Here is a 23,542-nt window from a genome sequence, read left to right as displayed (position 1 = left end):
CGCTGGAACGTGATATGAGCCCCGCTTCCAATGAGAACGTAGAAAATCCCAATGTCCGTATCGCTTGACCTGACCCATCCTGTAGCCCGGGACAAATCCCGCGACGTCCTGCGCAGCCCGATGGCAGAAATGCCTTCATTGATTGGCCTGTCGCGTGCAGAAATGAGCGAAGCGCTCGTGGCGATCGGCGTCCCGGAACGGCAGGTCAAAATGCGTGTCGCGCAGCTCTGGCATTGGCTCTATGTGCGCGGCGTGTCCGATTTTGCCGATATGTTGAACATTTCGCGCGAGATGCGTGAGCTTCTTGCGCGGCATTTCAACATCGCCCGTCCCGAAATCGTCGAAGAACAGATTTCCAACGATGGAACGCGCAAGTGGCTGTTCCGCTTTCCGCCACGCGGGGCCGGGCGGCCGGTCGAAATCGAAACGGTTTACATCCCTGAAGAGGGCCGCGGAACGTTGTGCATATCGAGCCAGGTCGGCTGCACGCTTACCTGTTCCTTCTGCCATACCGGCACCCAGAAGCTGGTTCGTAATCTGACAGCGGAAGAAATCCTGTCGCAATTGCTGATCGCGCGGGATCGGCTGGGCGATTTTCCGGATCGCAACACGCCGGATGGCGCGATCGTGCCCGCTGAAGGCCGCAAGGTTTCAAACATCGTCATGATGGGCATGGGCGAGCCCCTCTACAATTTCGACAATGTGAAAAAAGCCCTGTTGATCGCCTCCGATGGCGACGGGCTCTCCTTGTCCAAGCGTCGCATCACGCTTTCGACCTCCGGCGTCGTGCCTGAGATCTACCGCACGGGCGAGGAAATCGGGGTGATGCTGGCTATCTCGCTGCACGCCGTCAACGACGACCTGCGCGATATGCTCGTGCCGATCAACAAGAAGTATCCGTTGAAGGAACTTCTCGACGCATGCCGGGCCTATCCGAGCCTTTCCAATTCCAAGCGCATTACTTTCGAGTATGTGATGCTCAAGGGCGTCAACGATTCACTTGAAGACGCGAAGGAGCTCGTCCGGCTGCTCAAGGGCATCCCGGCCAAGATCAACCTGATCCCATTCAATCCATGGCCCGGCGTCAACTACCAGTGTTCCGACTGGGAACAGATCGAGAAGTTCGCCGACTACGTGAACAATGCCGGCTATGCCTCGCCTATTCGCACGCCGCGCGGCCGCGACATCCTTGCAGCCTGCGGGCAGTTGAAGTCAGAGTCGGAACGCATGAAGAAGACCGATCGGCTCGCCTTCGAGGCGGCGATGATTGCCGGGCACGGTGAAGATTGAGACGGTTCCTGCTCTATCTTCTGCGCTTTGCGCTAATCGTGCTTGGCTTTCTGTTTGCCATCGTTGCAGCTTCGCTGTTTCTCAATCTGCTGTTGCTCGGAAGTTCGCAGCTTATCGGTGCCGAAGGGCCATTCATCTATAACACTGTGCCGATCTTTGCGGTGGTCATAGGCTATAGCGTGTTCTTTCCTGCATCCGTAATCATCCTCTATGCAGAATTGACCGGTTGGCGCGATTGGCTGTTCTACGCGCTGGGAGGCGGCGCCGTCGCTATTGTCATCATCGTCTGGAAATGGCAGCCGCAGACCGAAGATATTGGTACATTCGCGGCCATCCTGGCGACCGGCATCGTCGGCGGCTTTGCCTACTGGCTGGTCTCGGGACGCAGCGCTGGTCTAATCGCAGCGCCACCGAAACACTAGCGCAGACATCACTTCGCCTGAGCCATCAGAATTTTCGCGGCGAAAGCCGAAAACACCCCGGCAAACAGCCAGTCGGTGACCCGCGTCACGGTCGGGTTTTTCTTGAGCAATCTTGAAAACCTGTCAGCGGCGATAATCATCGGCGCCACGACCGGCAGGGCCAAGGGAATGAACAGGACACCCAGAAAGAACAGCTTCCCGGGGGCGTGCGGATCCGAGGCCGAGACGAATTGCGGCAGGAACGTCATGAAGAACAGTATGATTTTCGGGTTCAGCAGATTGATGCCGAGCCCCGTCAGCCAGTTCTGGAACAAAGTATGCGTCTGGCCCGTCTTTTTTTCCGGCGAGAACGCGGAACCATGGCGAATTGCCTGATAGGCGAGCCAGACGAGGTAACCCGCGCCTACGATTTTGAGGGCCAGGAACGCACTGGGTGATGCCACGATCAATGCCGAAAGGCCGATCGCAACCATCGTCGTATGCACCACAACACCGCTGCTGGCACCCGCCAGACACGCAAACCCGGCGGCCTTGCCCTCCGACAGCGCCCGCCCGACAAAAAGAGTCATATCAGGACCCGGCGTGATGGATAAAACGAAAGTTGCGATAGCGAACTGCAGAATAATCGGCCATTCGGGAATGAAGGTCATGATGGGCTCCGTCTGAACTGGCGGAAGCTAACGCGAAAGTCAGGGTTTCGCCACTCAATTCGGAGCAATGGCATCATCGCCCGGCTCGTGGATCGTTGACGCAGTTTGCCAGCCCCGACGGCCGGAAGCAGGCGAGGACAGAAAATGGCCAACATGGGAGGACAGCGGCCCGCGGAGGCGCCAACACCGACCTTGCCAACGGTGCGTCAACTGTTAAAAGACCGGCAACACAATATTAGTTGGTCCGGATCCAGGGAAACGCAATGAACAAGTGGAAAGACGTCAAGAAAGTCGTGCTGGCCTATTCGGGCGGCCTCGATACATCCATCATCCTGAAATGGCTACAGACTGAGCTTGGTGCTGAAGTCGTAACCTTCACGGCGGATCTTGGCCAGGGCGAAGAACTTGAGCCGGCGCGCAAGAAAGCCGAGATGCTCGGCATCAAGGAAATCTATATCGAGGACGTCCGCGAAGAATTCGTGCGCGATTTCGTGTTCCCGATGTTCCGTGCCAACGCCGTCTATGAAGGGGTCTACCTGCTCGGTACGTCCATCGCACGCCCATTGATTTCCAAACATCTGGTCGAGATCGCCGCGCGGACGGGCGCCGATGCGATTGCGCATGGCGCGACAGGCAAGGGCAACGACCAGGTACGCTTCGAGCTCTCGGCCTATGCGCTCAACCCCGATATCAAGGTGATCGCGCCCTGGCGCGACTGGACATTCAAATCCCGCACCGATCTGCTGGAATTTGCGCGCGAACATCAGATTCCGATCGCCAAGGATAAGCTCGGCGAAGCACCGTTCTCCGTAGACGCCAATCTTCTGCATTCCTCATCAGAGGGGAAGGTTCTCGAGGATCCGTGGCAGGAAGCGCCGGAGTACGTGCACCAGCGCACGATTTCGCCAATGGATGCTCCCGACAAGGTGACAGAGATTGAGATTGCATTCGAGAAGGGTGATGCGGTGGCTATTGACGGCAAGGCGCTGTCGCCGGCCACTCTCCTCAGAACACTTAACGACCTTGGCCGCGACAATGGCATCGGCCGGCTTGATCTCGTCGAGAACCGGTTTGTGGGCATGAAATCGCGTGGCGTCTACGAGACACCGGGCGGTACCATTCTGCTGGCCGCCCATCGCGCGATGGAATCCATTACGCTTGACCGTGGGGCCGCCCACCTGAAAGACGAGTTCATGCCACGCTATGCCGAGCTCATCTATAATGGCTTCTGGTTCTCGCCCGAACGCGAAATGCTGCAGGCGATGATCGACAAGAGCCAGGAAGATGTCGAGGGCAGCGTTCGCCTGAAGCTCTACAAGGGCAATGTCATGGTCTCTGGCCGCAAGTCGAAGAAATCACTCTATTCCGATGCGCTCGTGACATTTGAAGATGATCGCGGCGCCTATGACCAGAAGGATGCTGCCGGGTTCATACGCCTCAATGCCCTGCGTCTGCGGACGCTGGCGGCACGCAAGCGATCGAGCTGACAACATTCCAACAGCAAATCAAGCGGGGCCCTGCCCCGCTTTTTTGTTTCGAGTCTGCCCACTTGTGAGTGCGTCGTCTCCGTCCTAGATGTTAGAACCCTGTTGTTGCTACTTGACGGAGCGCCCCATGTCCTCAACCAAACCAGCTATCAATACCGCACTGACCGAATGGACGGGGCCGCTGGGGCTGCCGGATTTTACTGCTTTCACAGATGATGATTTTGCCGCTGCATTCGACGCCGCACTCGCCAGTGATCTCGCGGACATCGATGCTATCGTCAATGATTCGGAAGTCCCCACGATCGACAACACCCTGAAAGCATTGCAGTTATCCGGAAAGCAGCTTGACCATGTCTCGGCGATCTTCTGGCTGCTCGCAGGTGCGCATACAAACGATAAAATCCAGGCGCTCGAGCGTGTCATCGCCCCGAAAATGTCCCGCCACTCTTCCTCGATCATGATGAACCCATTGCTCTTCGCGCGCATTGACTCGCTCTACGAACAGCGCGATCTCCTTGGGCTCGATGCCGAAACGGATCGGGTGTTGGAAAAGACCTGGAAGGGTTTCGTACGCAGCGGCGCGCGACTGGATGACAACGGCAAAGCCCGTCTTGCTGATATCAACGAAAGGCTCGCCAGCCTCGGTGCCCAATTCGGTCAGAATGTCCTGAAGGACGAAGCAGACTGGGCACTTTTCATCGAGGATGAGCCGGAACTTGCCGGCTTGCCCGATTTTGTCCGTGATGCGATGCGCGGCGCGGCAGAAGAGCGCAATCGCCCGGATGCCTGGGCCGTGACCTTGTCCCGTTCGATCATAGAGCCGTTCCTGTCGTTCTCGGAAAACCGGGTTCTCCGCGAGAAGGCATTCCGCGCATGGGCAGCGCGTGGGCAGAACGGCGGCGAGACGGACAATACCGCCATTGTCGCAGAGATGGTGAAGTTGCGTGCAGAGAAGGCAGGGTTACTCGGTTATGAGAGTTTTGCAGCCTTCAAGCTCGACGATACCATGGCCAAGACGCCGAAGGCTGTCATGGAACTGCTTGAGCCCGTTTGGGACAAGGCGCGCGCACGCGCTTCCGAAGAGGAAAGCGACCTGCAGCGGTTGATTGCGACCGAGGGGCGCAATCACAAGGTCGAACCGTGGGATTGGCGTTACTATGCCGAAAAGCTGCGCAATGAGCGCTTTGCCTTCGATGAGACCGAGCTGAAGCCCTATTTGCAGTTGGAGAAGATCATCGAAGCCTGCTTCGATGTCGCCACCCGTCTTTTCGGTTTGCGCTTTCAGGAGAAAACCGGCATCCCGACATGGCACCCTGACGTGCGTGTGTGGGAAGTCCTCAACCCTGATGGCAGCAAGCGTGGTCTGTTCCTTGGCGATTACTTCAACCGCCAGTCGAAACGTTCCGGTGCATGGATGAGTGCGCTCAAGTCGCAGCACAAGCTTGATGGCGAGCACACACCGATCATCTACAATGTCATGAACTTCGCCAAGCCACCCAAAGGCGAGCCCGCCCTGCTTTCCCTCGACGGTGCCCGGACGCTTTTCCATGAGTTTGGCCACGCGCTGCATGGTCTGCTCTCCGATGTCACCTGGCCAGGCGTCTCGGGTACTTCAGTGTCACGCGATTTCGTCGAGCTACCCTCGCAACTCTATGAGCACTGGCTGACCGTTCCGGCCATCCTCGAAAAATACGCGGTACATTATCGTACCGGTGCAGCAATGCCCGCCGAGCTGCTGGAAAAAGTGCTCGCGGCAAATACCTTCAATGCCGGTTTCAATACGGTTGAGTTCACCTCTTCCGCATTGGTGGACATGGCGTTCCACGCTGACGGCAAACCGCCAGCGGATCCCCTTCAGTTCGAGGCTGACACTTTGAAGAAGCTTCAGATGCCCGACGCCATCATCATGCGTCACCGCACGCCGCACTTCAATCACGTGTTTTCCGGCGATGGCTACTCTGCAGGATATTACTCCTACATGTGGTCCGAAGTGCTCGACGCAGACGCCTTCAAGGCGTTCGAGGAAACCGGCGATGTCTTCAATGCCGATCTGGCAGCGAAGTTGAAGCAGTATATCTACTCGGCCGGCGGAAGCCGCGATCCTGAGGAATTGTACAAGGCATTCCGCGGCAAGATGCCCACGCCCGATGCGATGATCGAAAAGCGTGGGCTCGGCTGAGTCGCGTCGTATCCTGAACTCTCAAGCATTCTGGCGGTCGCCTCCGCAGAATGCTGGCAACGTCGCCAGCATTCGTTCAGGCAGAGGCTTCACCTGATCGTATCGGCTACTTGATCGAAATACGGACGCTGAGGTTGCTGCGTGTCGCTTCCGAATAGGGGCAAACAATGTGAGCGCCGTCGACGATCTCGCGGGCCTGCGTTGCATCGACCCCTGGCAGGCTCGCGGTCAAAGCAACATCCAGGCCGAAGCCCTTTCCATCGGCGCGCGGACCGATACCGACAGTTGCGGTGACAGCGGTGTCTTCGGACAGTTTGATCTTCTTCTGCGAGGCCACATACTTCATGGCACCGAGGAAACAGGCGGAATAGCCGGCTGCAAAAAGCTGCTCGGGGTTTGTGCCATCGGCACCATTTCCGCCAAGTTCCTTTGGTGTCGAAAGCGATACGGCCAAGCGTCCGTCTTCACTGTTGGCGCGGCCGTCGCGGCCACCGGTTGCTGTTGCGCTGGTCGTGTAGAGAATGCTCATCGGACGTGTCCTTCCTTGCAGGTGTTGACTGGCATATAGATTTCACACAATTGACTTGTACGCAATAGATAAATGCGATAGATCATAAAAAATTAAATGGTGCGCAATTGATCGCTACCGACTATTCTGCGCATACCCATCGGAAGGAGTTGACTGATGCGAAACAAATCGGCAGACGCCCATCAATCAAACCTCAGGCTGTCAAATTTCCTGTGTTTTGCGATCTATTCAACGGCCAATGCCGTTACGCGCGCCTACCAGCCGCGCCTGGCTGCTCTCGGGCTGACCTACCCCCAATACCTTGTGATGGTTGTCCTGTGGGAGGAGGAAAACCAGACAGTGAAAGCAATAGGTGACAAGCTCAGCCTCGATTCCGGAACGCTCACACCCTTGTTGAAGCGACTTGAAGCGGCAGGCTTGATAACCAGACGTCGCGACACCGTCGATGAGCGCCAGGTGCTCATTGGGCTTACTGAACAAGGCCGATCCATGCGCGAGCGCGCTGAAGCTGTCCCTGTCGCCATGGGACAGGCCTTCGGCTGTACGATGGACGAAGCGCAGGCGATGCGATCCGAGCTTATCGCCATGCGCGATAACTTGGTGGCAAGCATCGACGAGGCAAAATAAAAAGGCGCGGTTTGCCGCGCCTTCTTGTCAGGTTCTGCAACCTCGTGTCAGGCCGCAATCTTCTTCGGTTGGATAAGCCCCCGTGCCACAAGAAGTTCGGCGATCTGGATGGTGTTGAGAGCGGCGCCCTTGCGCAGATTATCGGAGACAACCCACAGGGAGAGACCATTCTCCACGGTGATATCTTCACGAATTCGGGAGATATAGGTCGCATCCTCACCGGCAGCCTCGTAGGGAGTGATATACCCGCCGTCCTCTGCGCGATCGACGACAAGGCAGCCCGGTGCATCGCTCAGAATCTCGCGAGCCTCCTCTGCGCTCATCGGGCTTTCGAACTCGATGTTGACCGCTTCCGAGTGACCAATGAAAACCGGTACGCGCACACAAGTCGCCGTCAGCTTGATCTTCGGATCAAGCATCTTCTTGGTTTCGGCGACCATCTTCCATTCTTCCTTCGTGTAGCCGTCTTCCATGAAGACGTCGATGTGCGGAATGACGTTGAAGGCGATGCGCTTGGTGAATTTCTTGGCCGTTACCGGATCGGCGACAAACACCGCACGGGACTGTTCGAACAGTTCGTCCATCCCTTCCTTGCCGGCACCGGAAACCGATTGATATGTCGAGACAACGACACGCTTGATCTTCGCCCGGTCGTGCAAGGGCTTGAGAGCCACGACGAGTTGCGCGGTGGAGCAGTTCGGATTGGCGATGATGTTCTTTTTGGTGAAACCCGAAATTGCGTCGGGATTCACCTCAGGAACGATCAGCGGCACATTCGAATCGTAACGCCAGGCCGAGGAATTATCGATAACGACACATCCCTGTGCGCCAATCTTCGGTGACCATTCCTTGGAAATATTGCCGCCTGCAGACATGAGGCAGATATCTGTATCGGAAAAATCGTAGGTATCGAGCGCCTTTACCTTGAGCGTCCTGTCGCCAAACGACACTTCGGTTCCCTGCGACCGGCGTGATGCCAGCGCAACAACTTCGCTGACCGGGAAGCCGCGTTCTTCCAGTATTGTAAGCATTTCGCGGCCCACATTGCCTGTGGCACCTACAACTGCAACCTTGAAACCCATCTGTAGTATCTCCTGTCCCTCTCTGCTGTTCACAAACCCGCTGGCCACTGCGGGTCTTTCTCCCCCGGGCCGGACCCGGGAGGGGGCGAGCAGGCCAAGGGAAATCAGACCGTTTTGGTGGTCGTTTTCGCAGTCTGTTTGGCCGAAACGTCGAGGATAAGGACGGGTGCACCAGCGCATCCGGCATGCATGCCGGAACCGTTTGTCAGAAACAGCGCTGTTGATTCGCTACCCACGTCAAGCGTCTCCTTGTCCGCTAGTGCTTGTACGCGGTTTCGAAAAAGAGTCAATTGTCTCTTCAAATGACAAGAATATGTCGCGTTACACACAATTTTAGACAATTGACGTAAGATGCGGGCTTTGCTTTCATCAATAATTGTTGAACACTCCGCGCGTGCGTACGGCGAATGACCTTGGGGGAGGATAATCCGGAGGAGCATTAACCGTCGGATGGTTTGCCGCTTCAAGAAATGCGGCAGAGGATCCATGCGTAGCATCATTGGTCGAGTACATGATCGAGGGGTCAAAACTAATCATGTCCTTGGCTTAACTGTTGTTTTCTGGGAGGAATGGAAATGGCAACCACGTCTGTGGCCGACACTTCTAGTCGGGGAATGACGAGGGAAGAAAAGAAGGTGATCTTCGCTTCTTCGCTCGGAACTGTTTTTGAATGGTACGATTTTTATCTTTATGGCTCTCTGGCCGCGTTTATCGGTGCAGCCTTTTTCAGTGAATATCCGGAAGCAACACGCAATATCTTTGCGCTGCTCGCCTTCGCGGCCGGATTCCTTGTCAGGCCCTTTGGGGCGCTGGTCTTTGGCCGTATTGGCGATCTCGTCGGCCGCAAGTACACATTCCTCGTCACAATCATGATCATGGGTCTTTCGACCTTCCTCGTGGGCGTGCTCCCGGGTTCCGCGAGCTGGGGCATCGCTGCTCCCATCATCCTGATTATCCTGCGCATGCTGCAGGGGCTCGCGCTGGGGGGTGAATATGGCGGTGCAGCGACCTACGTCGCCGAACACGCACCGGACAACAGGAGGGGTTATTACACCTCCTGGATCCAGACCACGGCAACGCTTGGTCTCTTCCTTTCCCTGATCGTCATTCTGGTCATCCAGAACTGGCTCGGCAGGGACGCCTTTGCCGCCTGGGGCTGGCGTATTCCGTTCATCCTCTCCTTCGTTCTGCTCGGGATTTCAGTGTGGATTCGACTGTCCTTGAGCGAATCACCCACCTTCCAGCGCATGAAGGAAGAGGGCAAGGGTTCAAAGGCTCCGCTTTCCGAAGCCTTTGGTCAGTGGAAAAATGCCAAGATCGCCCTGCTCGCACTGTTTGGTCTTACTGCCGGGCAGGCTGTGGTCTGGTATTCCGGACAATTCTACGCCCTGTTCTTCCTGCAGAACGTCCTCAAGGTTGATGGTCAGTCGGTCAACATCATGATCGCCATCGCACTCCTGCTCGGCACCGGCTTCTTCGTCTTCTTTGGCTGGCTGTCGGACAAGATCGGACGCAAGCCAATCATCATGGCCGGCCTGGCGCTCGCGATCATCACCTACTTCCCGCTGTTCAAGGCACTGACCTGGGCGGCAAATCCCGCCCTCGCCGCTGCACAGCAGAACGTTCGTGCCACCGTGACGGCTGCGCCTGGCGACTGCAAGTTCCAGTTCAACCCGACCGGCACGGCAAAGTTTACGACGTCCTGCGATATCGCGACATCATTCCTGACCCGGAACTCGGTGCCGTATGACGTCGTCGCAACCGCTGCACCTGGTACGGCAGCCACAGTGAAGATCGGCGAGGAGACAGTCGAGTCCTACGATGCTGTTGCTGCCGGGGCCGATGCCAAGGCCAAGGAAGCCGCTTTCGCAAAAGGGGTGAATACCGCGCTTCAGGATGGTGGCTATCCCCTCGTCCGCGATCCGGTGAAAGTTGTCGACGCAAAGCTCGATGCTCTCATAGCAGCCAACCCGAAGCTGACGCTTGATGCGGCTGCTATTCGTGCTGGCGATAAGACCATGGTTCCGGTCGACCAGGCCATCAAGGACAAGCTCATCACTGCAGAAGAAGCGGCTGGCGCCACTGAAGTGGCGGTCTATACGGTTCCGGGCGCTGGCGCGTTCAAGATGGTGGCCGACCCTGCAGCAGTGAATTGGGCGAAGGTCATTGGTATCCTCTTCATACTCGTGATCTATGTCACCATGGTATATGGCCCGATCGCAGCGATCCTTGTGGAGATGTTCCCGACCCGCATCCGTTATACGGGCATGTCCTTGCCCTACCATATCGGTAACGGCTGGTTCGGCGGCCTGCTTCCAGCAACCGTGTTCGCAATGAGCGCCTTCAAGGGTGATATCTACTATGGTCTCTGGTACCCGATCGTGGTTGCCGCGATGACTCTGGTTATCGGACTCCTGTTCGTTCGAGAGACCAAGGGCACTGACCTTCACGCGATCGATTAAGTCGCCCCGACAAGACGAAAAGCCCGGCGCGAGCGATCGCGCCGGGCTTTTTCCATCATGAGGTCTGCCTCAGGCAGCTAGTGCCTTGAACTTCGCCAGGATCGCGTCGCCCATTTCGACGGTACCGACCTTGGTCTTGCCTTCCGACATGATATCAGCAGTCCGGATCCCGTCATCGAGAACGCCCGCAATAGCGGCTTCCAGCCTGTCGGCTTCGACAACCATGTTGAACGAATAACGCAGGCACATGGCGAAGGATGCAATCATGGCAATCGGATTTGCCGCGCCCGTCCCGGCGATATCCGGCGCCGAGCCATGCACGGGCTCGTAAAGAGCCTTGCGGCTGCCCGTCTTGGCATCGGGGGCACCAAGAGAGGCCGAAGGAAGCATGCCGAGTGAACCCGTGAGCATCGCTGCGATATCGGACAACATGTCGCCAAACAGATTGTCCGTTAAGATGACGTCGAACTGCTTCGGCCAGCGGACAAGCTGCATGCCACCGGCATCAGCAAGCATGTGGTCGAGCTTGACGTCGGAATACTTCGCCTTGTGGGTGGCCGTAACAACTTCGTTCCACAATACGCCCGATTTCATGACGTTGCGCTTTTCCATCGACGTCACCTTGTTGCCGCGCGTACGCGCCAGTTCGAAGGCGACGCCGGCGATACGCTCGATTTCGTAAGTGTCATAAACTTGCGTGTCGATGCCGCGCTTCTGGCCATTGCCAAGATCACGGATTTCCTTCGGCTCGCCGAAATAGACCCCGCCTGTCAATTCGCGCACGATCAGGATATCCAGACCTTCGACGATCTCCTTCTTGAGCGACGATGAGTCCGCGAGAGCAGGATAGCAGATCGCTGGGCGCAGATTCGCAAACAGCTCCATGTCCTTGCGCAAGCGCAAAAGGCCGGCTTCCGGCCGAACATCATAAGGAACGCTGTCCCACTTCGGCCCGCCGACGGCACCGAAGAGAACAGCATCCGAGGCGAGGGCCTTAGCCATGTCGGCTTCGGAGATTGCCTCACCATGCGCATCATAGGCCGAGCCGCCGACCAGGCCCTCATCGATCTCGAAGCCACTCTTCTGCTCGGCATTCATGTAGGCGATGATCTTGCGGACTTCGGCCATTGCCTCGGGTCCAATGCCGTCGCCGGGAAGAAGAAGGAGCTTTTTCGATGCCATGCTGGAAAACCTCGTTTGATGAAGATCGTGGGAGTCAGGATGGCGCGTACTTAGCGCAAGTTCAGCAAAGATGGAAAGCTACTTGCGCAATTTTCTACACGCCAGGAGCGCCATAACTCCACGAATCATCGGGGTCACCCCCTCGCCTTCGCAAGCGCGCTACGACCGGCGCTTGGATCTCGCGCAATCCGTCGTTCGGTTACGCCCAGGGGTGTCTTTCCGCGTTGGCGGTTTCGAAATTGCTGATCTTGTCGGCCTTCTCCATCGTGAGGCCAATATCATCGAGGCCATTCAGCATGCAGTAGCGACGGAATTCGTCGAGTTCAAAGCCGATTGTACCGCCATCAGGTCCCTTGATCGTCAATTCCTCGAGATCGATGGAAAGGGTCGCATTGGCGCCGCGCTGGGCGTCGTCCATCAACTTTTCGAGATCGTCCTGGCTGACGCGGATCGGCAGGATACCGTTCTTGAAACAGTTGTTGTAGAAAATATCGGCGAAACTCGTGGAGATTACGCAGCGAATCCCAAAATCCAGGAGAGCCCAGGGCGCGTGCTCGCGGCTCGAGCCGCAGCCGAAATTGTCGCCTGTAACCAGAATCTGCGCTTTCCGGTAGGCCGCCTTGTTGAGGACGAAATCAGGGTTCTCAGAGCCATCATCATTGTAACGCATTTCCGCAAACAGCCCTGTACCGAGACCTGTCCGCTTGATCGTCTTCAGATAATCCTTCGGGATGATCATATCGGTGTCGACATTGATGATGGGCAGCGGAGCAGCAACGCCCGTGAGCTTGGTGAATTTGTCCATGATGTCTGCCTGTAGAACCTGCGGATTAACTTTGTGCTTCGCTTTACACCAGCTTTGGCTCGAATCAAAGAGTTTCCCCTGTGTCACTTTGGGCCGACGGTTGGATTGCTCTTGTCTTGCCCTGGCGATCAGGGCAAAAAGTTGGCATGATCAAACCTTTCCGCCCACGCCGGTCTGTCCTTTATGTTCCGGCCTCGAATGCCAAGGCCATGGCCAAAATCGCCATGCTGAAGGCTGATGCGATCATTTTCGACCTGGAGGATGCGGTTGCGCCAGCCGTGAAAGACGACGCACGCGAAGCATTGCGCAGCCATTTTCTGGCGCATAGCGCCGGTACGGCCGAGCGTATAATCCGCATCAACGGACTTTCGAGCCCATGGGGACCCGAAGACTTGCTGGCAGCCCGGGCCTGCAAACCCGATGCCATTCTCCTCCCTAAGGTAGAGAAACCACAGGATGTCACGGGTGTCACCGAGATCCTTGAGGAAACCGATGCCTCTGAACATATTCGCCTTTGGGCGATGATCGAAACCCCGCGTGGGATTATCAATGCGGATGAAATTGCCGAACTTGGACTGCGGTCGACGGCGCGGCTTGATTGTTTTGTGATCGGAACCAACGACATTGCCAAGGAGACAGGTACTCACTTGACCAATGGCCGTGCGCTTGTCGGCCCCTGGCTCATGCAGATCCTGCTTTGCGCAAAGGCCGGCAAACTCGACGTGATCGACGGTGTTTACAATGATTTCGCCGATCTCGATGGTTTCGCGGCTGAATGCGCTGATGCCGTCAGAATGGGGTTCGACGGAAAGTCTTTGATCCATCCGTCCCAGATTGAGATTGCAAATGCGGCCTTTCTTCCCGATGCACGAACCATTGCCGAGGCCCGGTCGATCGTTGACGCCTTCGCCGCGCCAGAAAATAGTGGCAAGGGTGTTATAGCCCTCGCGGGCAGAATGATCGAACGCCTGCACCTCGAGGCTGCTGAGAGACTGCTGGCCAAGATCGCCGCAATCGGCGGAAACTGAGACCAGAATATCTGCAACCCAGGATCAACACGACGATCCGAGATTGGAACGATACTATGAAACTATACCGGTTTCTGACAGGCCCGGATGATTCGAGCTTCTGCCACAAGGTGACGGCAGCGATCAACAAGGGCTGGCACATCTATGGTTCGCCGACTTATGCGTTCAATTCAGTGACGGGTACCATGCAGTGCGGTCAGGCTGTCGTTAAAGACGTCGACGGTGTGGATTATGACCCGGGGATCAAACTGAGCGACTTTTGATTCGCCGGCCAACCGGTCGTGGAGCCGATACCCGTTCGCTGTTGCATTTCATGGCATCGGCAACCTGTCGTAGGCGAGCTCTCTATTCGACAGTCGCTTCGATGCGCTCCATATCCTCGTCCGAGAGTCCGAAATGATGTCCGATCTCGTGGATCAGTACATGCGTCACGATATCCCCGAGGGCTTCCTCGTACTCCGCCCAATAATCCAGTATGGCACGGCGGTATATCGTTATGCGATTGGCCTGCTCGCCAGTCTGGAGCGAAAAACGCTCACCGATACCGGTCCCCTCGAACAGCCCGAGGAGGTCGAAGGGCGACTCGAGCCCCATGTCGTCGACAATCTGATCTTCGGGAAACTCCGATACCTGAATGGTGATATCGCCGCACAGCGCACGGAACGTTTCAGGCAGGTGCGCATACGCCTCTATTGCCAGCGATTCTATCTCGCCTAGCGAAGGCGACAGACGGTTGGCCCAGTCGGCAGTCTGATTACTTCTAGCCATCGGAGCTCCTGATCGGCGTTCTGGCTCATATAATAGGTATCGCAGCCAGATGCGAGGGGTCTCCTGATGCGTTATTGGCGCGAGGGCGCCACCAATAATAGCCGCTCCATTCGCCGGAAACTTTCCGCCAGGACCGTCGGATCACGCAAACCGTGCGCAAGCATGATCCCCCCCTGCCACTCGGTGAGGGCGTTGCGGGCAAGTCCCAATGCCGTGGACGGACGTATTCCGGATCGTCCGAGCTCCCGGCCAATGAAACCCACGAGGAGGCTGAATGCTTCGGCGGCACGGGCGGCAGCCTCGGGTGAGTCCTGGCGAAAGTCCCGAATGGCTAGCGCAATCGGACAGCCGTATTCTACGCGGCTCCTGAGTGACTGTGCCAGTTTTTCGACAAGAAGTTGCAACCGGGCACGCGGATTCTGATTTGCCTCGGTGATCTCCGCCAGCATACCCTCCGTCTCCGCGACAAAGATGTCGGCTACACCCCGAGCAAGGTCCGCCTTTGTCTTGAAATAATAGTAGATGTTGCCGAGAGGAATGCCTGAACTTGCAGCGATATCAGCAAGACTTGTCACAGCATAGCCCTGATGCCAGAACAATCCGGCTGCGGAAGCGATCAGTGCATCGCGTTTATCGTTCGGTTTCGCCATCCTCACAACCTTCAGTCATACAACTGACTCTCATGATGGCGCAGCCGTTTCGCATATGAAAGGCCTAATCTTCGATCGTGCGGGCCTCGGACGGCAACATGATCGGAATACCGTCTCGCACGGGATAAGCGAGATGCGCGGACTTGGAAATCAGCTCCGACCGTTGCTGGTCATAGGTCAATGGACCTTTTGTCAGCGGACATACCAGGAGTTCCAGCAACTTCCGGTCGATCGGCGTATCGCGTTTTTCGTCGGTCATGGTGCGATCCCGATCATTGCAGGCTTCCCTCGAAATCATCCTGGTCCTTCGCCAACGCGATCTCGGTGATTGCGATCAAAGTCTCCGCTCGCGTCTTGAGGTCTGCGGCCTCCAGCAGCGCCTGCTTTTCGGCTGCACCGAAGGGCGACATCATGGCGAGCGCATTGACGAGTGTCTCATTGCCCGCACGCGAGATACTGTCCCAGTCCGCCTCGAGATTATTGGCGTCAAGATAGGCACGAAAGACTCGCAACAACGCCAACCGGTCTACTTCGGAATCATCCGCTTCATCCAGATCAGCGCGCAGCGGCGCAATTCGGCACTGACGGTAGGGTGATCGTGTCGAAAGCTCCTTGACCACTCGAAAACGGCAGATGCCCTGAAGTGTGATCAGCAGGCGGCCATCACCGGTTTCCGCAAAGGAGGTGATGCGACCGAGACATCCCACTTCACACAGATCGGCATCAGCCTCATTCTCCTGATCGAAACGCGGCTGGATCATGCCGATAATCCGCTTGCCGGCGAGGGCAGCGTCGACCATGGCGAGATAGCGAAGCTCGAAGATATTGAGCGGCAGCTGACCGCCCGGCAATAGCAAGGCTCCGGGCAGGGGAAAAATCGGCACACTTTCCGGAATATCGTCCAGCGTCCTGTAGCGAACATTTCCTGCTTGCATCATTTAGCTCCAGCCGGAATTCAGCATCGGCCATAATGCCTGATTTTCTTTACGAAAACAGCAGCGAAGACAATTTGCGGCGCGCGGTAGCGGATGCTTCGTCGCCAGCACCCCACGCATCGAAGAACTGCAGCAGCTGCTTACGGGCACCATCATCATTCCATGCACGATCGGCCTTCATGATGGCGAGAAGATGATCAGCGGCCTCGTTGCGCTGGCCCTTGGCATTCATGATCATGGCCAAGTCAAACCGCGCCTGATGGTCCTTGGGGTTTTCATTCAATCGAGCTTCAAGCGCCACCGGGTCGCCCAGCGTTGCTACCTGTTCTGCAAGCGCGATCTTCGCCTCAGCGGCACGAACCGCCGCATCGTCCTTTTTGTCCGCAGGTACGCGCTCGAGTACAATTCTCGCTTGTTCGATATCGCCAAGTTCAATCAGACAATTGGCAAGCCCAGCCAATGCCGGGACATGGTCCGGGATCTCTGCCAGGACCGCTGCGTAAATCTGGCTCGCCTGGTCGAGATCGCCAGCTTCCGCGGCATGTGCCGCAGCCTCAAGCGCCGAACGCACTGCCTCATCCCTACCGCCGTCCGGGGAAGCTATGCGGTCAATGAATTCCTTAACCTTCGATTCGGGCAAAGCGCCCATGAAACCGTCCACTGGCTTCCCGTTCGAGAAGGCGATGACAGCGGGAATGGACTGGATACCGAGTTGTCCTGCGATGGCCGGATGATCATCGATATTCATCTTCACCAGCTTGACGCGTCCGCCAGCGGCTTGAACCACCTTTTCCAGAACTGGGGTCAATTGCTTGCAAGGCCCGCACCAGGGCGCCCAAAAATCCACCAGGACGGGTTGAGTCTTCGATTCAGCGATCACGTCCTTGGAAAAGCCAGCGGTGGTCGTATCCCTGATGAGCTCGCCCGCATTTGCCGCCGAGCCATTCGGAGTAGTTCCAAATGATACGGTCTGAGCGCCTGACGCTGCTCCATAGCCGCCACCAAACGGGTTATCTGTATTGCTCATTCCGTTCTCCCGTTTACCTGTTAGTGCGCTGGATCGACGTGGAAATTACCAATTATCAGTTTGGGGTCGATCCGTCTAATTTCAAGATCAGAGGTTCGTGCCCAGTGGCCCTTAGAAAGGTCAGGAGATCCACTGGGCGTATTGATGTCGTCGCCTCATTCGTCAATGGATGTCCGTTCACGACGTCATGCGTCATCAGGCTTTCATCAAGCACCACTTTGACCCGCAGCAGCGGATCGTTGATTGCTCCAAATACGCTGACGGCTCCCGGCGTCAATCCAAGCAGCTCAAGCAGCTTTTCCGGCTTGCCAAACGAAACCCGGCTCGAGGCGCCAATTTTTCCGTGAATGGTTTTAAGATCAACTTCCGCATCTTCATCGACCGTCACAAGAAAGAAGTTGTCCTTCTTGTCCTTCAAGAACAGATTCTTGGTATGGGCGCCGGCAACCTGCCCTCGCAAATCCTGGGCTTCCGCGACAGTGAATACTGCCGGATGGCGCACCGTTGATACCGCGATGCCAAGCCTGGCAAGATATTCCATCAGATCGTCAAACGTCGTGCCCATGACTGCCTTCGAAACGTGGTCTCTCAGATTTGATGAGGTCTCTCGTAATGCTTGGGTGGCGCATGCTCAAGCAAAAAGCTCCGGCTCGCCACTTCCAGACGAGATTTTTGACATATCTCACGAAAGAAGAAAATTCCCTGTTGCAATTGCCCGGCGCTTGGGTCATATAGGCCCCGCTTCGCAAGACAGACTGTGTATGCGGGAGTAGCTCAGGGGTAGAGCACAACCTTGCCAAGGTTGGGGTCGTGGGTTCGAATCCCATTTCCCGCTCCAGTTGTCCGAAGTTCAAAAGGCCCGGTTTCGACCGGGCCTTTTTGCTTTTTGATTGATAGTCGTTTGAACTGTTGAAGCTTCGTGCAGGTTGCAATTGCAATCTTTACCTAACCCGCTTAACCCGTAAGACATGGCACAGAAAAAAGCACATGAGGTTGATTCCTTTCTGAAAAGGCTGGATCGCGCCTACCCGATTGTGTTGCTCTATGGACCTGACAAAGGGCTCGTGAGCGAAAGGGCCGGGGTCTTTGCCCAACTGACCGGGCTCGCGCAGGACGACCCCTTTGCTGTAATTGGGCTGGATGCCGATGACATCAACACAGAGCCCGGACGACTTTCGGACGAAGCCAACACCATCTCCATGTTTGGCGGTGAACGCCTGATCTGGGTGCGCAATGCGGCTGGACAGAAAGGACTGGCGGATGCCGTTGCCTACCTCTGCAAGAATCCGCCAGCCGATACATTCATACTTGTCGAGGCGGGCGATTTGAAAAAGGGGGCCGGACTGCGTGGTACCGTGGAGCAGAGTGCCAGCGCCATGGCCTTGCCGTGCTACAGCGACGATGCACGTGGCATCGACAGTACCATTGATGACGTCCTGGCCCGGACAGGATTGCAGATTACGCTCGACGCACGAAGCCTGCTGAAGGAAAGCCTCGGCGGTGACCGCCTCGCTACCCGGGCCGAACTCGAGAAGGTTTGCCTCTATGCCCATGGCAAGCAGCGCATTACCATCGAAGATGTCCGCGATATCGTCGGGGATGTCAGCGCGACCTCCTATGAAACCATGGTGGACGCGGTGATGACCGGTAACGTAACGGATTTCACCTTGGCCTTCGATCGGGCGATAGGCACTGGCTCTGCCAACTATCTGATCTTGAACGCTGCTATCCGCCAGTTCCAGTCGTTACAAACGTTACGTTACGGCATGGAAAACGAAGACAAGAACGCGGGCTCGGCCGTCGCTGCCGCGCGGCCACCGATTTTCTTCGCACGCAAGAAGATCGTTGAGATGGCGCTGCAGCGATGGACCACGCAATCTTGCGCCCGCGCCATCGAGCGGCTGCAACGCACCGTGTTGGAAAGCAGGCGAAACGCCTCGCTCGGCGTCGCGATTATTCGCCAGTCAATGATTGCCTTGGCGGCTGAAGCCGCCCGTGCAGGCCGCAACGGTCGCTGAAGACGAACTAGCTTTGAAGGCGTCGGCAGATTTCGTCGAGCTGTTCCAGTGTGGCGTAGTGGATACGAACATCGCCACCCTTGTTCTGGTGGTTGACCGTCACCCGCATGCCGGTCACATCCGATAGCAGCTTCTCCAGCGCGCGCGTATCGGCATCCTTGCCGTCGTCACCATCGGATTTGGACTTAGGCGCTACCGCCTTTGGCCCGCCATTTTGCGCCAAGGCCTCCGCCTGGCGAACAGAAAGGCCATCACGAATGATCTTGTCGGCGAGCACCGCGGGATTTTCTGCTGTGATCAGTGTCCGGGCATGACCGGCCGAGAGCGCGCCATTCGTGATCATATCCCGTACCGGTTCCGGCAATTTCAACAGGCGCAGCGTATTGGCGACGTGGCTGCGGCTCTTGCCGATGACTTGCGCGAGATCCGCCTGTGTATAGTCGTGATCGTCGATAAGCTGTTGATATCCCATGCCTTCTTCGATCGGATTGAGATCCGCACGCTGAACGTTTTCGATGATCGCCAGTTCCAGCGCAACGCGATCATTAACCTCCCGAATGATAACGGGGATGGTTGAAAGGCCAGCACGCTGGGCGGCACGCCAGCGGCGCTCGCCCGCGATCAACTCGAAATGATCCGGAGATCCTTGGGAGGGGCGCACGACGACTGGCTGAACGATACCATGCTCGCGAATTGATTGCGTGAGATCGTCGAGATCGCCCTCTGTAAACATGCGGCGTGGATTGCGTGGATTGCGCGTGACAAACTCAATGGGAATCTGACGATCCAAAGTGGCGATGCGCGGCGCATTCTCATCAGGCACCCGGTCCATCTCGCCTATCAGGGCTGCGAGGCCGCGGCCCAAGCGCTTTTTTGACAGATCTTCATTCATCGTCATGAGACTCTCATATATGTTTCGCTTTCGAATCGATCAGGCAGCGCGCAGGTGACGCTCCCTTTGTATCACTTCGGAAGCAAGTTGGAGATAGGCCTGGCTGCCCGCACATTTCAGGTCGTAAAGGATGGCTGGAATCCCGTAGGATGGGGCTTCAGACACGCGGACGTTCCTTGGAATGACCGTACGGTAAACTTTGTCCCCCATAAAGGAACGCACATCATCAACCACCTGGGTTGCAAGGTTATTTCGCCCATCATACATGGTCAGCACAATGCCCTGGATGGCGAGATTGGGATTGAGTGCCGTTCGAACCTGGTTGACCGTTTCCAGCAACTGGCTCAATCCCTCAAGCGCGAAGAACTCGCATTGTAGCGGAACGAGGACTGAATCGGCGGCGGCCATGGCATTCATCGTCAACAAGTTGAGTGACGGCGGGCAATCGATCAATATATAGGAGAAGCTTGAGGATCCTTGATTGCCTCGAAACGCCTTTCGCAGGCGAGTTGCGCGATCGGCAGCATGCGAAATTTCCATTTCGACGCCCAGCAGGTCAAGCGTCGAGGGGATCAGCGAGAGGTTAGGTACCGCCGTCGCCACGGCAGCCTCTTCCACAGACGCCAAATGCATCAGTACGTCATAGGACGAAATTTCGCGATTCTTGCGATCAATCCCGAGGCCTGTGCTCGCATTGCCCTGAGGGTCAAGGTCAACGATGAGAACATTCTCGCCGATCGCAGCCAAGGCAGTTGCCAGGTTGATCGCTGTCGTGGTTTTGCCCACACCGCCCTTTTGGTTGGCAATGGTAATGATACGGGTCTGGCTGTTCATCACGTTTTCCTGAGCAAAACTGTTCGTCAGCGACGGTACGAATATGAAAGTCTACTGATCAGGGTTCGGCACGTCGCAAATTGCTGATTTGCAGAACGACCGAATCCCTATCGACCATACTTGCTCGTTCTACCAGATCAAACGACCATCCGTAACGGCTTTCCTCAATTTCCCGGCGGTAATCCCGTCCTTTTTGGAACAGGGCTACAGCGCCCGTTGTGAGCCAAGGCTCTGCCAGCACGAACAGATCGCTCAAGGATGCCAAAGCGCGCGCCGTAACGACCTGGGGATCGCGTATTTTTGGCCAGACTGCATCGATGCGAGCAGCATGGACCGCACCCGGCGCAGAAAACTGGCCAAGCGCGGTGCGAAGAAACGCTGCCTTCTTGCCATTGCTTTCGACCAGATCAATTGTCCCGCCGGGTCGTTGCTTCAGCAGAATCGCCAGAATGACACCGGGAAATCCACCACCCGAGCCAAGATCAAGCCATTTTGTTGCGGCGGGAGCCATGTCGAAGAGCTGTGCACTGTCGACGATGTGCCGCTCCCAAAGATTATCCAGCGTCGACGGAGATGCGAGATTGATGGCCGCGGACCATTTTCGAAACAGTGTCTCGAAGTCAAGCAAGTTATCCACTGTTTCACGTGAAACAGTGGATAATACCTCTTGCAACCGCCTTGCCTTTTCGGTGCTCACGCCACGTCTCGCGCAGCGCCACGGCGTATTTGGGTGATAATCAGCGCCAATGCTGCCGGCGTCATACCGTCAATGCGTTGTGCTTCGGCGATCGAACGCGGTTTGCGTTGCTGCAACTTCTGTTTCAACTCGTTTGACAGGCCAGCTGTTGTTGAGAAGTCGAGCGCGACGGGGATCAGCAAAGATTCCTCCCGCTCCATCGTTGCCACGTCGGCTTTCTGGCGGTCAAGATAAACGGCATACTGGGCCTCGATCTCAAGCGCATCGCCAGTTAACCGATTGATTTCGACTAGCTCGGGCCAGATATTACTGATTCGAGCAAGATCGATGTCTGGAAATGCCAACAGATCATAGGCCGAACGCCGAATTCCGTCCTGGTTCAGATGAAGATCGTGCGCATGCGCAGCATTGGGCGTGATGGTCAGACTCTTGGTGAGGGCGCGAGCGGCGTCCAGATCACGAGTTCTTGCAGCAAAACGTTCGCGGCGTGCATTGCCGAGAATGCCCAGTCGTTCTGCCATCGGGGTCAAGCGCTCATCTGCATTGTCTGCCCGCAACGACAGCCGAAATTCGGCGCGCGAGGTAAACATGCGGTATGGTTCGCTAACCCCACGGGATGTCAGATCATCGACCATAACGCCTATATAGGCTTCCGTTCGCTGCATGATGACCGGCGCACTACCACCAGCGAGGCGCGCCGCATTCAGCCCGGCCAAAAGGCCCTGCGCCGCCGCCTCCTCGTAACCGGTTGTGCCATTGATCTGGCCTGCCAGGAACAAACCGCCAATGCGGCGCGTCTGCAGGCTCCGTTCCAACTCACGTGGGTCGATATAGTCATACTCGATGGCATAGCCCGGCTGCAGCATGGTTGCGCGCTCGAGACCGGGGATGGTCTTGAGCAGATCCAGTTGGACATCCTCCGGCAGAGATGTGGAAATGCCATTCGGATAGACCGTGTGATCATCGAGGCCCTCGGGCTCCAGAAATATCTGGTGGCCGTCTCGGTCGCCAAACTTGACAATCTTGTCCTCGACCGATGGACAATAGCGCGGCCCGATTCCTTCTATCGAACCGGAATACATTGCCGACCGATGCAGATTGGCGCGAATGATCGCGTGCGTCTCCGGCGTTGTTCGGGTAATGCCACAATCTATCTGCGGATTCTGAATGGAATCGGTCATCAGCGAGAATGGCAACGGGTCTGCGTCCGCAGACTGCATATCCAGGCTTGCCCAATCGATCGTGCGACCATCCAGCCGAGGTGGTGTTCCTGTCTTCAGCCGGCCGAGGGCAAACTCAAAACGTGCCAGCGTATCGGATAGGCCAAGGGCAGGGGCTTCACCCATCCGTCCTGCCGGGATCTTTCGCTCGCCGATATGGATCAGGCCGCGCAGGAACGTGCCCGTAGTCAATACGACCGACGCGCAACGCAAGTGACGGCCATCCATCAATTGCACGCCGACGATCTTTCCATGTTCTATGATGAGGTCGTTGGCGCCACCCTCCACAACAGAGAGGTTTGTCTGCCCGGCAATGGCGTCCTGCATCGCAACGCGATACAGCTTGCGATCCGCCTGCGTACGCGGTCCCCGGACGGCTGGGCCCTTGCGACGATTCAATAACCGAAACTGGATCCCGGCCGCATCGGCGACACGCCCCATCAGTCCGTCGAGCGCATCAATCTCGCGAACAAGGTGGCCCTTGCCAAGGCCGCCGATGGCTGGGTTACAGGACATGACGCCGATCGTGTCGGCGCGATGGGTTACGAGAGCGGTCCGCGCTCCGTATCGAGCCGATGCAGCAGCCGCTTCGCAGCCTGCATGACCCCCACCGATAATGATGACATCAAAAACGTCTTCCACGCGCTGCACTTTCCGAGATTCGAATCTGCGTCTTGATGGGCAAAACCGCTCCAGGAGTCAAGTATAAGCCTAAGGACAGTGTTTCACGTGAAACATATTTCAAGCCCTGCTTTTTC

25 protein-coding genes and 1 tRNA gene are annotated in these 23,542 nt (G+C 56.7%); 10 read left to right on the top strand and 16 right to left on the bottom strand.

Going from position 1 to position 23,542, the window contains the following annotated elements:
• Positions 1-51: 51 nt before the first annotated feature.
• Together rlmN and K9U38_RS17130 are read left to right on the top strand one after the other, a co-directional pair.
• On the top strand, positions 52-1,290 hold the full coding sequence (gene rlmN / locus K9U38_RS17135; RefSeq protein ID WP_224495568.1) for a dual-specificity RNA methyltransferase RlmN: 1,239 nt from the start codon (positions 52-54) through the stop codon (positions 1,288-1,290).
• Positions 1,287-1,712: a hypothetical protein gene (locus tag K9U38_RS17130; RefSeq protein WP_224495567.1), complete on the top strand. Its 426-nt coding sequence runs from the start codon at positions 1,287-1,289 to the stop codon at positions 1,710-1,712. Before rlmN ends, K9U38_RS17130 begins: the two co-directional genes overlap by 4 nt.
• 8 nt (positions 1,713-1,720) lie before the next feature.
• Here the strand turns inward: K9U38_RS17130 and K9U38_RS17125 are convergent, their stop codons facing one another.
• Complete coding sequence (locus K9U38_RS17125; protein ID WP_224495566.1) at positions 1,721-2,362, bottom strand: LysE family translocator; 642 nt, start codon at positions 2,360-2,362, stop codon at positions 1,721-1,723.
• A 263-nt stretch (positions 2,363-2,625) separates the two neighbouring features.
• Here K9U38_RS17125 and K9U38_RS17120 point away from each other — a divergent pair, with 263 nt between their 5' ends.
• A complete protein-coding gene (locus K9U38_RS17120; protein WP_224495565.1) occupies positions 2,626-3,849 on the top strand; it encodes an argininosuccinate synthase in 1,224 nt (407 codons plus the stop codon).
• 127 nt (positions 3,850-3,976) lie between these two features.
• A complete protein-coding gene (locus tag K9U38_RS17115) occupies positions 3,977-6,028 on the top strand; it encodes a M3 family metallopeptidase (protein ID WP_224495564.1) in 2,052 nt (683 codons plus the stop codon).
• A gap of 106 nt (positions 6,029-6,134) precedes the next feature.
• Here K9U38_RS17115 and K9U38_RS17110 read toward each other — a convergent pair whose 3' ends face one another.
• Entirely contained in the window at positions 6,135-6,557 is a 423-nt protein-coding gene (locus K9U38_RS17110) for an organic hydroperoxide resistance protein (RefSeq protein WP_224495563.1), read from the bottom strand.
• Positions 6,558-6,713: 156 nt separating this feature from the next.
• On the opposite strand from K9U38_RS17110, the gene K9U38_RS17105 reads away from it, so the two are divergent.
• The gene (locus K9U38_RS17105) at positions 6,714-7,184 is read left to right on the top strand and encodes a MarR family winged helix-turn-helix transcriptional regulator (protein ID WP_224495562.1); all 471 of its coding nucleotides are present in this window, start codon (positions 6,714-6,716) and stop codon (positions 7,182-7,184) included.
• A gap of 47 nt (positions 7,185-7,231) precedes the next feature.
• Here the strand turns inward: K9U38_RS17105 and K9U38_RS17100 are convergent, their stop codons facing one another.
• Complete coding sequence (locus K9U38_RS17100; RefSeq protein WP_224495561.1) at positions 7,232-8,266, bottom strand: aspartate-semialdehyde dehydrogenase; 1,035 nt, start codon at positions 8,264-8,266, stop codon at positions 7,232-7,234.
• 104 nt (positions 8,267-8,370) lie between these two features.
• Positions 8,371-8,502, bottom strand: coding sequence for a hypothetical protein (locus tag K9U38_RS22045; RefSeq protein ID WP_255607337.1), 132 nt, complete (start codon positions 8,500-8,502; stop codon positions 8,371-8,373).
• 339 nt (positions 8,503-8,841) lie between these two features.
• Between K9U38_RS22045 and K9U38_RS17095 the strand changes: the two genes are divergently transcribed.
• On the top strand, positions 8,842-10,728 hold the full coding sequence (locus tag K9U38_RS17095; protein WP_224495560.1) for an MFS transporter: 1,887 nt from the start codon (positions 8,842-8,844) through the stop codon (positions 10,726-10,728).
• 69 nt (positions 10,729-10,797) lie between these two features.
• Here K9U38_RS17095 and leuB read toward each other — a convergent pair whose 3' ends face one another.
• Together leuB and leuD are read right to left on the bottom strand one after the other, a co-directional pair.
• The gene (gene leuB / locus K9U38_RS17090; RefSeq protein ID WP_224495559.1) at positions 10,798-11,910 is read right to left on the bottom strand and encodes a 3-isopropylmalate dehydrogenase; all 1,113 of its coding nucleotides are present in this window, start codon (positions 11,908-11,910) and stop codon (positions 10,798-10,800) included.
• A gap of 199 nt (positions 11,911-12,109) precedes the next feature.
• Positions 12,110-12,715: a 3-isopropylmalate dehydratase small subunit gene (leuD, locus tag K9U38_RS17085; protein ID WP_224495558.1), complete on the bottom strand. Its 606-nt coding sequence runs from the start codon at positions 12,713-12,715 to the stop codon at positions 12,110-12,112.
• 146 nt (positions 12,716-12,861) lie between these two features.
• Between leuD and K9U38_RS17080 the strand changes: the two genes are divergently transcribed.
• Together K9U38_RS17080 and K9U38_RS17075 are read left to right on the top strand one after the other, a co-directional pair.
• Positions 12,862-13,743: an HpcH/HpaI aldolase/citrate lyase family protein gene (locus K9U38_RS17080; RefSeq protein ID WP_224495557.1), complete on the top strand. Its 882-nt coding sequence runs from the start codon at positions 12,862-12,864 to the stop codon at positions 13,741-13,743.
• Positions 13,744-13,799: 56 nt separating this feature from the next.
• Entirely contained in the window at positions 13,800-14,006 is a 207-nt protein-coding gene (locus K9U38_RS17075; protein ID WP_224495556.1) for a DUF1737 domain-containing protein, read from the top strand.
• Between the two features lie 82 nt (positions 14,007-14,088).
• On the opposite strand, the gene K9U38_RS17070 is transcribed toward K9U38_RS17075, so the two are convergent.
• The 6 genes from K9U38_RS17070 to K9U38_RS17045 form a co-directional block, all read right to left on the bottom strand.
• Positions 14,089-14,511, bottom strand: coding sequence for a metallopeptidase family protein (locus K9U38_RS17070; protein ID WP_224495555.1), 423 nt, complete (start codon positions 14,509-14,511; stop codon positions 14,089-14,091).
• Between the two features lie 71 nt (positions 14,512-14,582).
• Entirely contained in the window at positions 14,583-15,161 is a 579-nt protein-coding gene (locus tag K9U38_RS17065) for a TetR/AcrR family transcriptional regulator (protein ID WP_224495554.1), read from the bottom strand.
• Positions 15,162-15,225: 64 nt separating this feature from the next.
• Positions 15,226-15,420 (bottom strand): Trm112 family protein, encoded by a 195-nt coding sequence (locus K9U38_RS17060; protein WP_224495553.1) that lies wholly within the window; start codon positions 15,418-15,420, stop codon positions 15,226-15,228.
• Positions 15,421-15,433: 13 nt separating this feature from the next.
• Positions 15,434-16,096, bottom strand: a complete 663-nt coding sequence (locus K9U38_RS17055; RefSeq protein WP_224495552.1) for an LON peptidase substrate-binding domain-containing protein — start codon at positions 16,094-16,096, stop codon at positions 15,434-15,436.
• A gap of 49 nt (positions 16,097-16,145) precedes the next feature.
• Positions 16,146-17,123 carry a thioredoxin gene (gene trxA / locus K9U38_RS17050; RefSeq protein WP_224495551.1) on the bottom strand — a complete coding sequence of 326 codons (978 nt, stop codon included), beginning with the start codon at positions 17,121-17,123 and terminating at the stop codon, positions 16,146-16,148.
• A gap of 55 nt (positions 17,124-17,178) precedes the next feature.
• On the bottom strand, positions 17,179-17,688 hold the full coding sequence (locus K9U38_RS17045) for a prolyl-tRNA synthetase associated domain-containing protein (protein WP_224495550.1): 510 nt from the start codon (positions 17,686-17,688) through the stop codon (positions 17,179-17,181).
• 198 nt (positions 17,689-17,886) lie between these two features.
• On the opposite strand from K9U38_RS17045, the gene K9U38_RS17040 reads away from it, so the two are divergent.
• A tRNA-Gly gene (locus K9U38_RS17040) sits at positions 17,887-17,961 on the top strand.
• Between the two features lie 130 nt (positions 17,962-18,091).
• A complete protein-coding gene (gene holA / locus K9U38_RS17035) occupies positions 18,092-19,141 on the top strand; it encodes a DNA polymerase III subunit delta (RefSeq protein ID WP_224495549.1) in 1,050 nt (349 codons plus the stop codon).
• 7 nt (positions 19,142-19,148) lie between these two features.
• On the opposite strand, the gene K9U38_RS17030 is transcribed toward holA, so the two are convergent.
• From K9U38_RS17030 to mnmG, 4 genes are read right to left on the bottom strand one after another with little or no spacing between them, the layout of a single operon-like run.
• Positions 19,149-20,033 (bottom strand): ParB/RepB/Spo0J family partition protein, encoded by an 885-nt coding sequence (locus K9U38_RS17030; protein ID WP_224495668.1) that lies wholly within the window; start codon positions 20,031-20,033, stop codon positions 19,149-19,151.
• Positions 20,034-20,072: 39 nt separating this feature from the next.
• A complete protein-coding gene (locus K9U38_RS17025; protein ID WP_224495548.1) occupies positions 20,073-20,867 on the bottom strand; it encodes a ParA family protein in 795 nt (264 codons plus the stop codon).
• 58 nt (positions 20,868-20,925) lie between these two features.
• A complete protein-coding gene (rsmG, locus tag K9U38_RS17020; RefSeq protein ID WP_224495547.1) occupies positions 20,926-21,564 on the bottom strand; it encodes a 16S rRNA (guanine(527)-N(7))-methyltransferase RsmG in 639 nt (212 codons plus the stop codon).
• Positions 21,561-23,435, bottom strand: a complete 1,875-nt coding sequence (gene mnmG / locus K9U38_RS17015; RefSeq protein WP_224495546.1) for a tRNA uridine-5-carboxymethylaminomethyl(34) synthesis enzyme MnmG — start codon at positions 23,433-23,435, stop codon at positions 21,561-21,563. Before mnmG ends, rsmG begins: the two co-directional genes overlap by 4 nt.
• Positions 23,436-23,542: the final 107 nt, after the last annotated feature.

Source organism: Phyllobacterium lublinensis (assembly GCF_020164435.1).
Lineage (GTDB): Bacteria > Pseudomonadota > Alphaproteobacteria > Rhizobiales > Rhizobiaceae > Phyllobacterium > Phyllobacterium lublinensis.
Note: the sequence above shows the minus strand (reverse complement) of the source record. Positions and strands in the feature narration are given on the sequence as shown.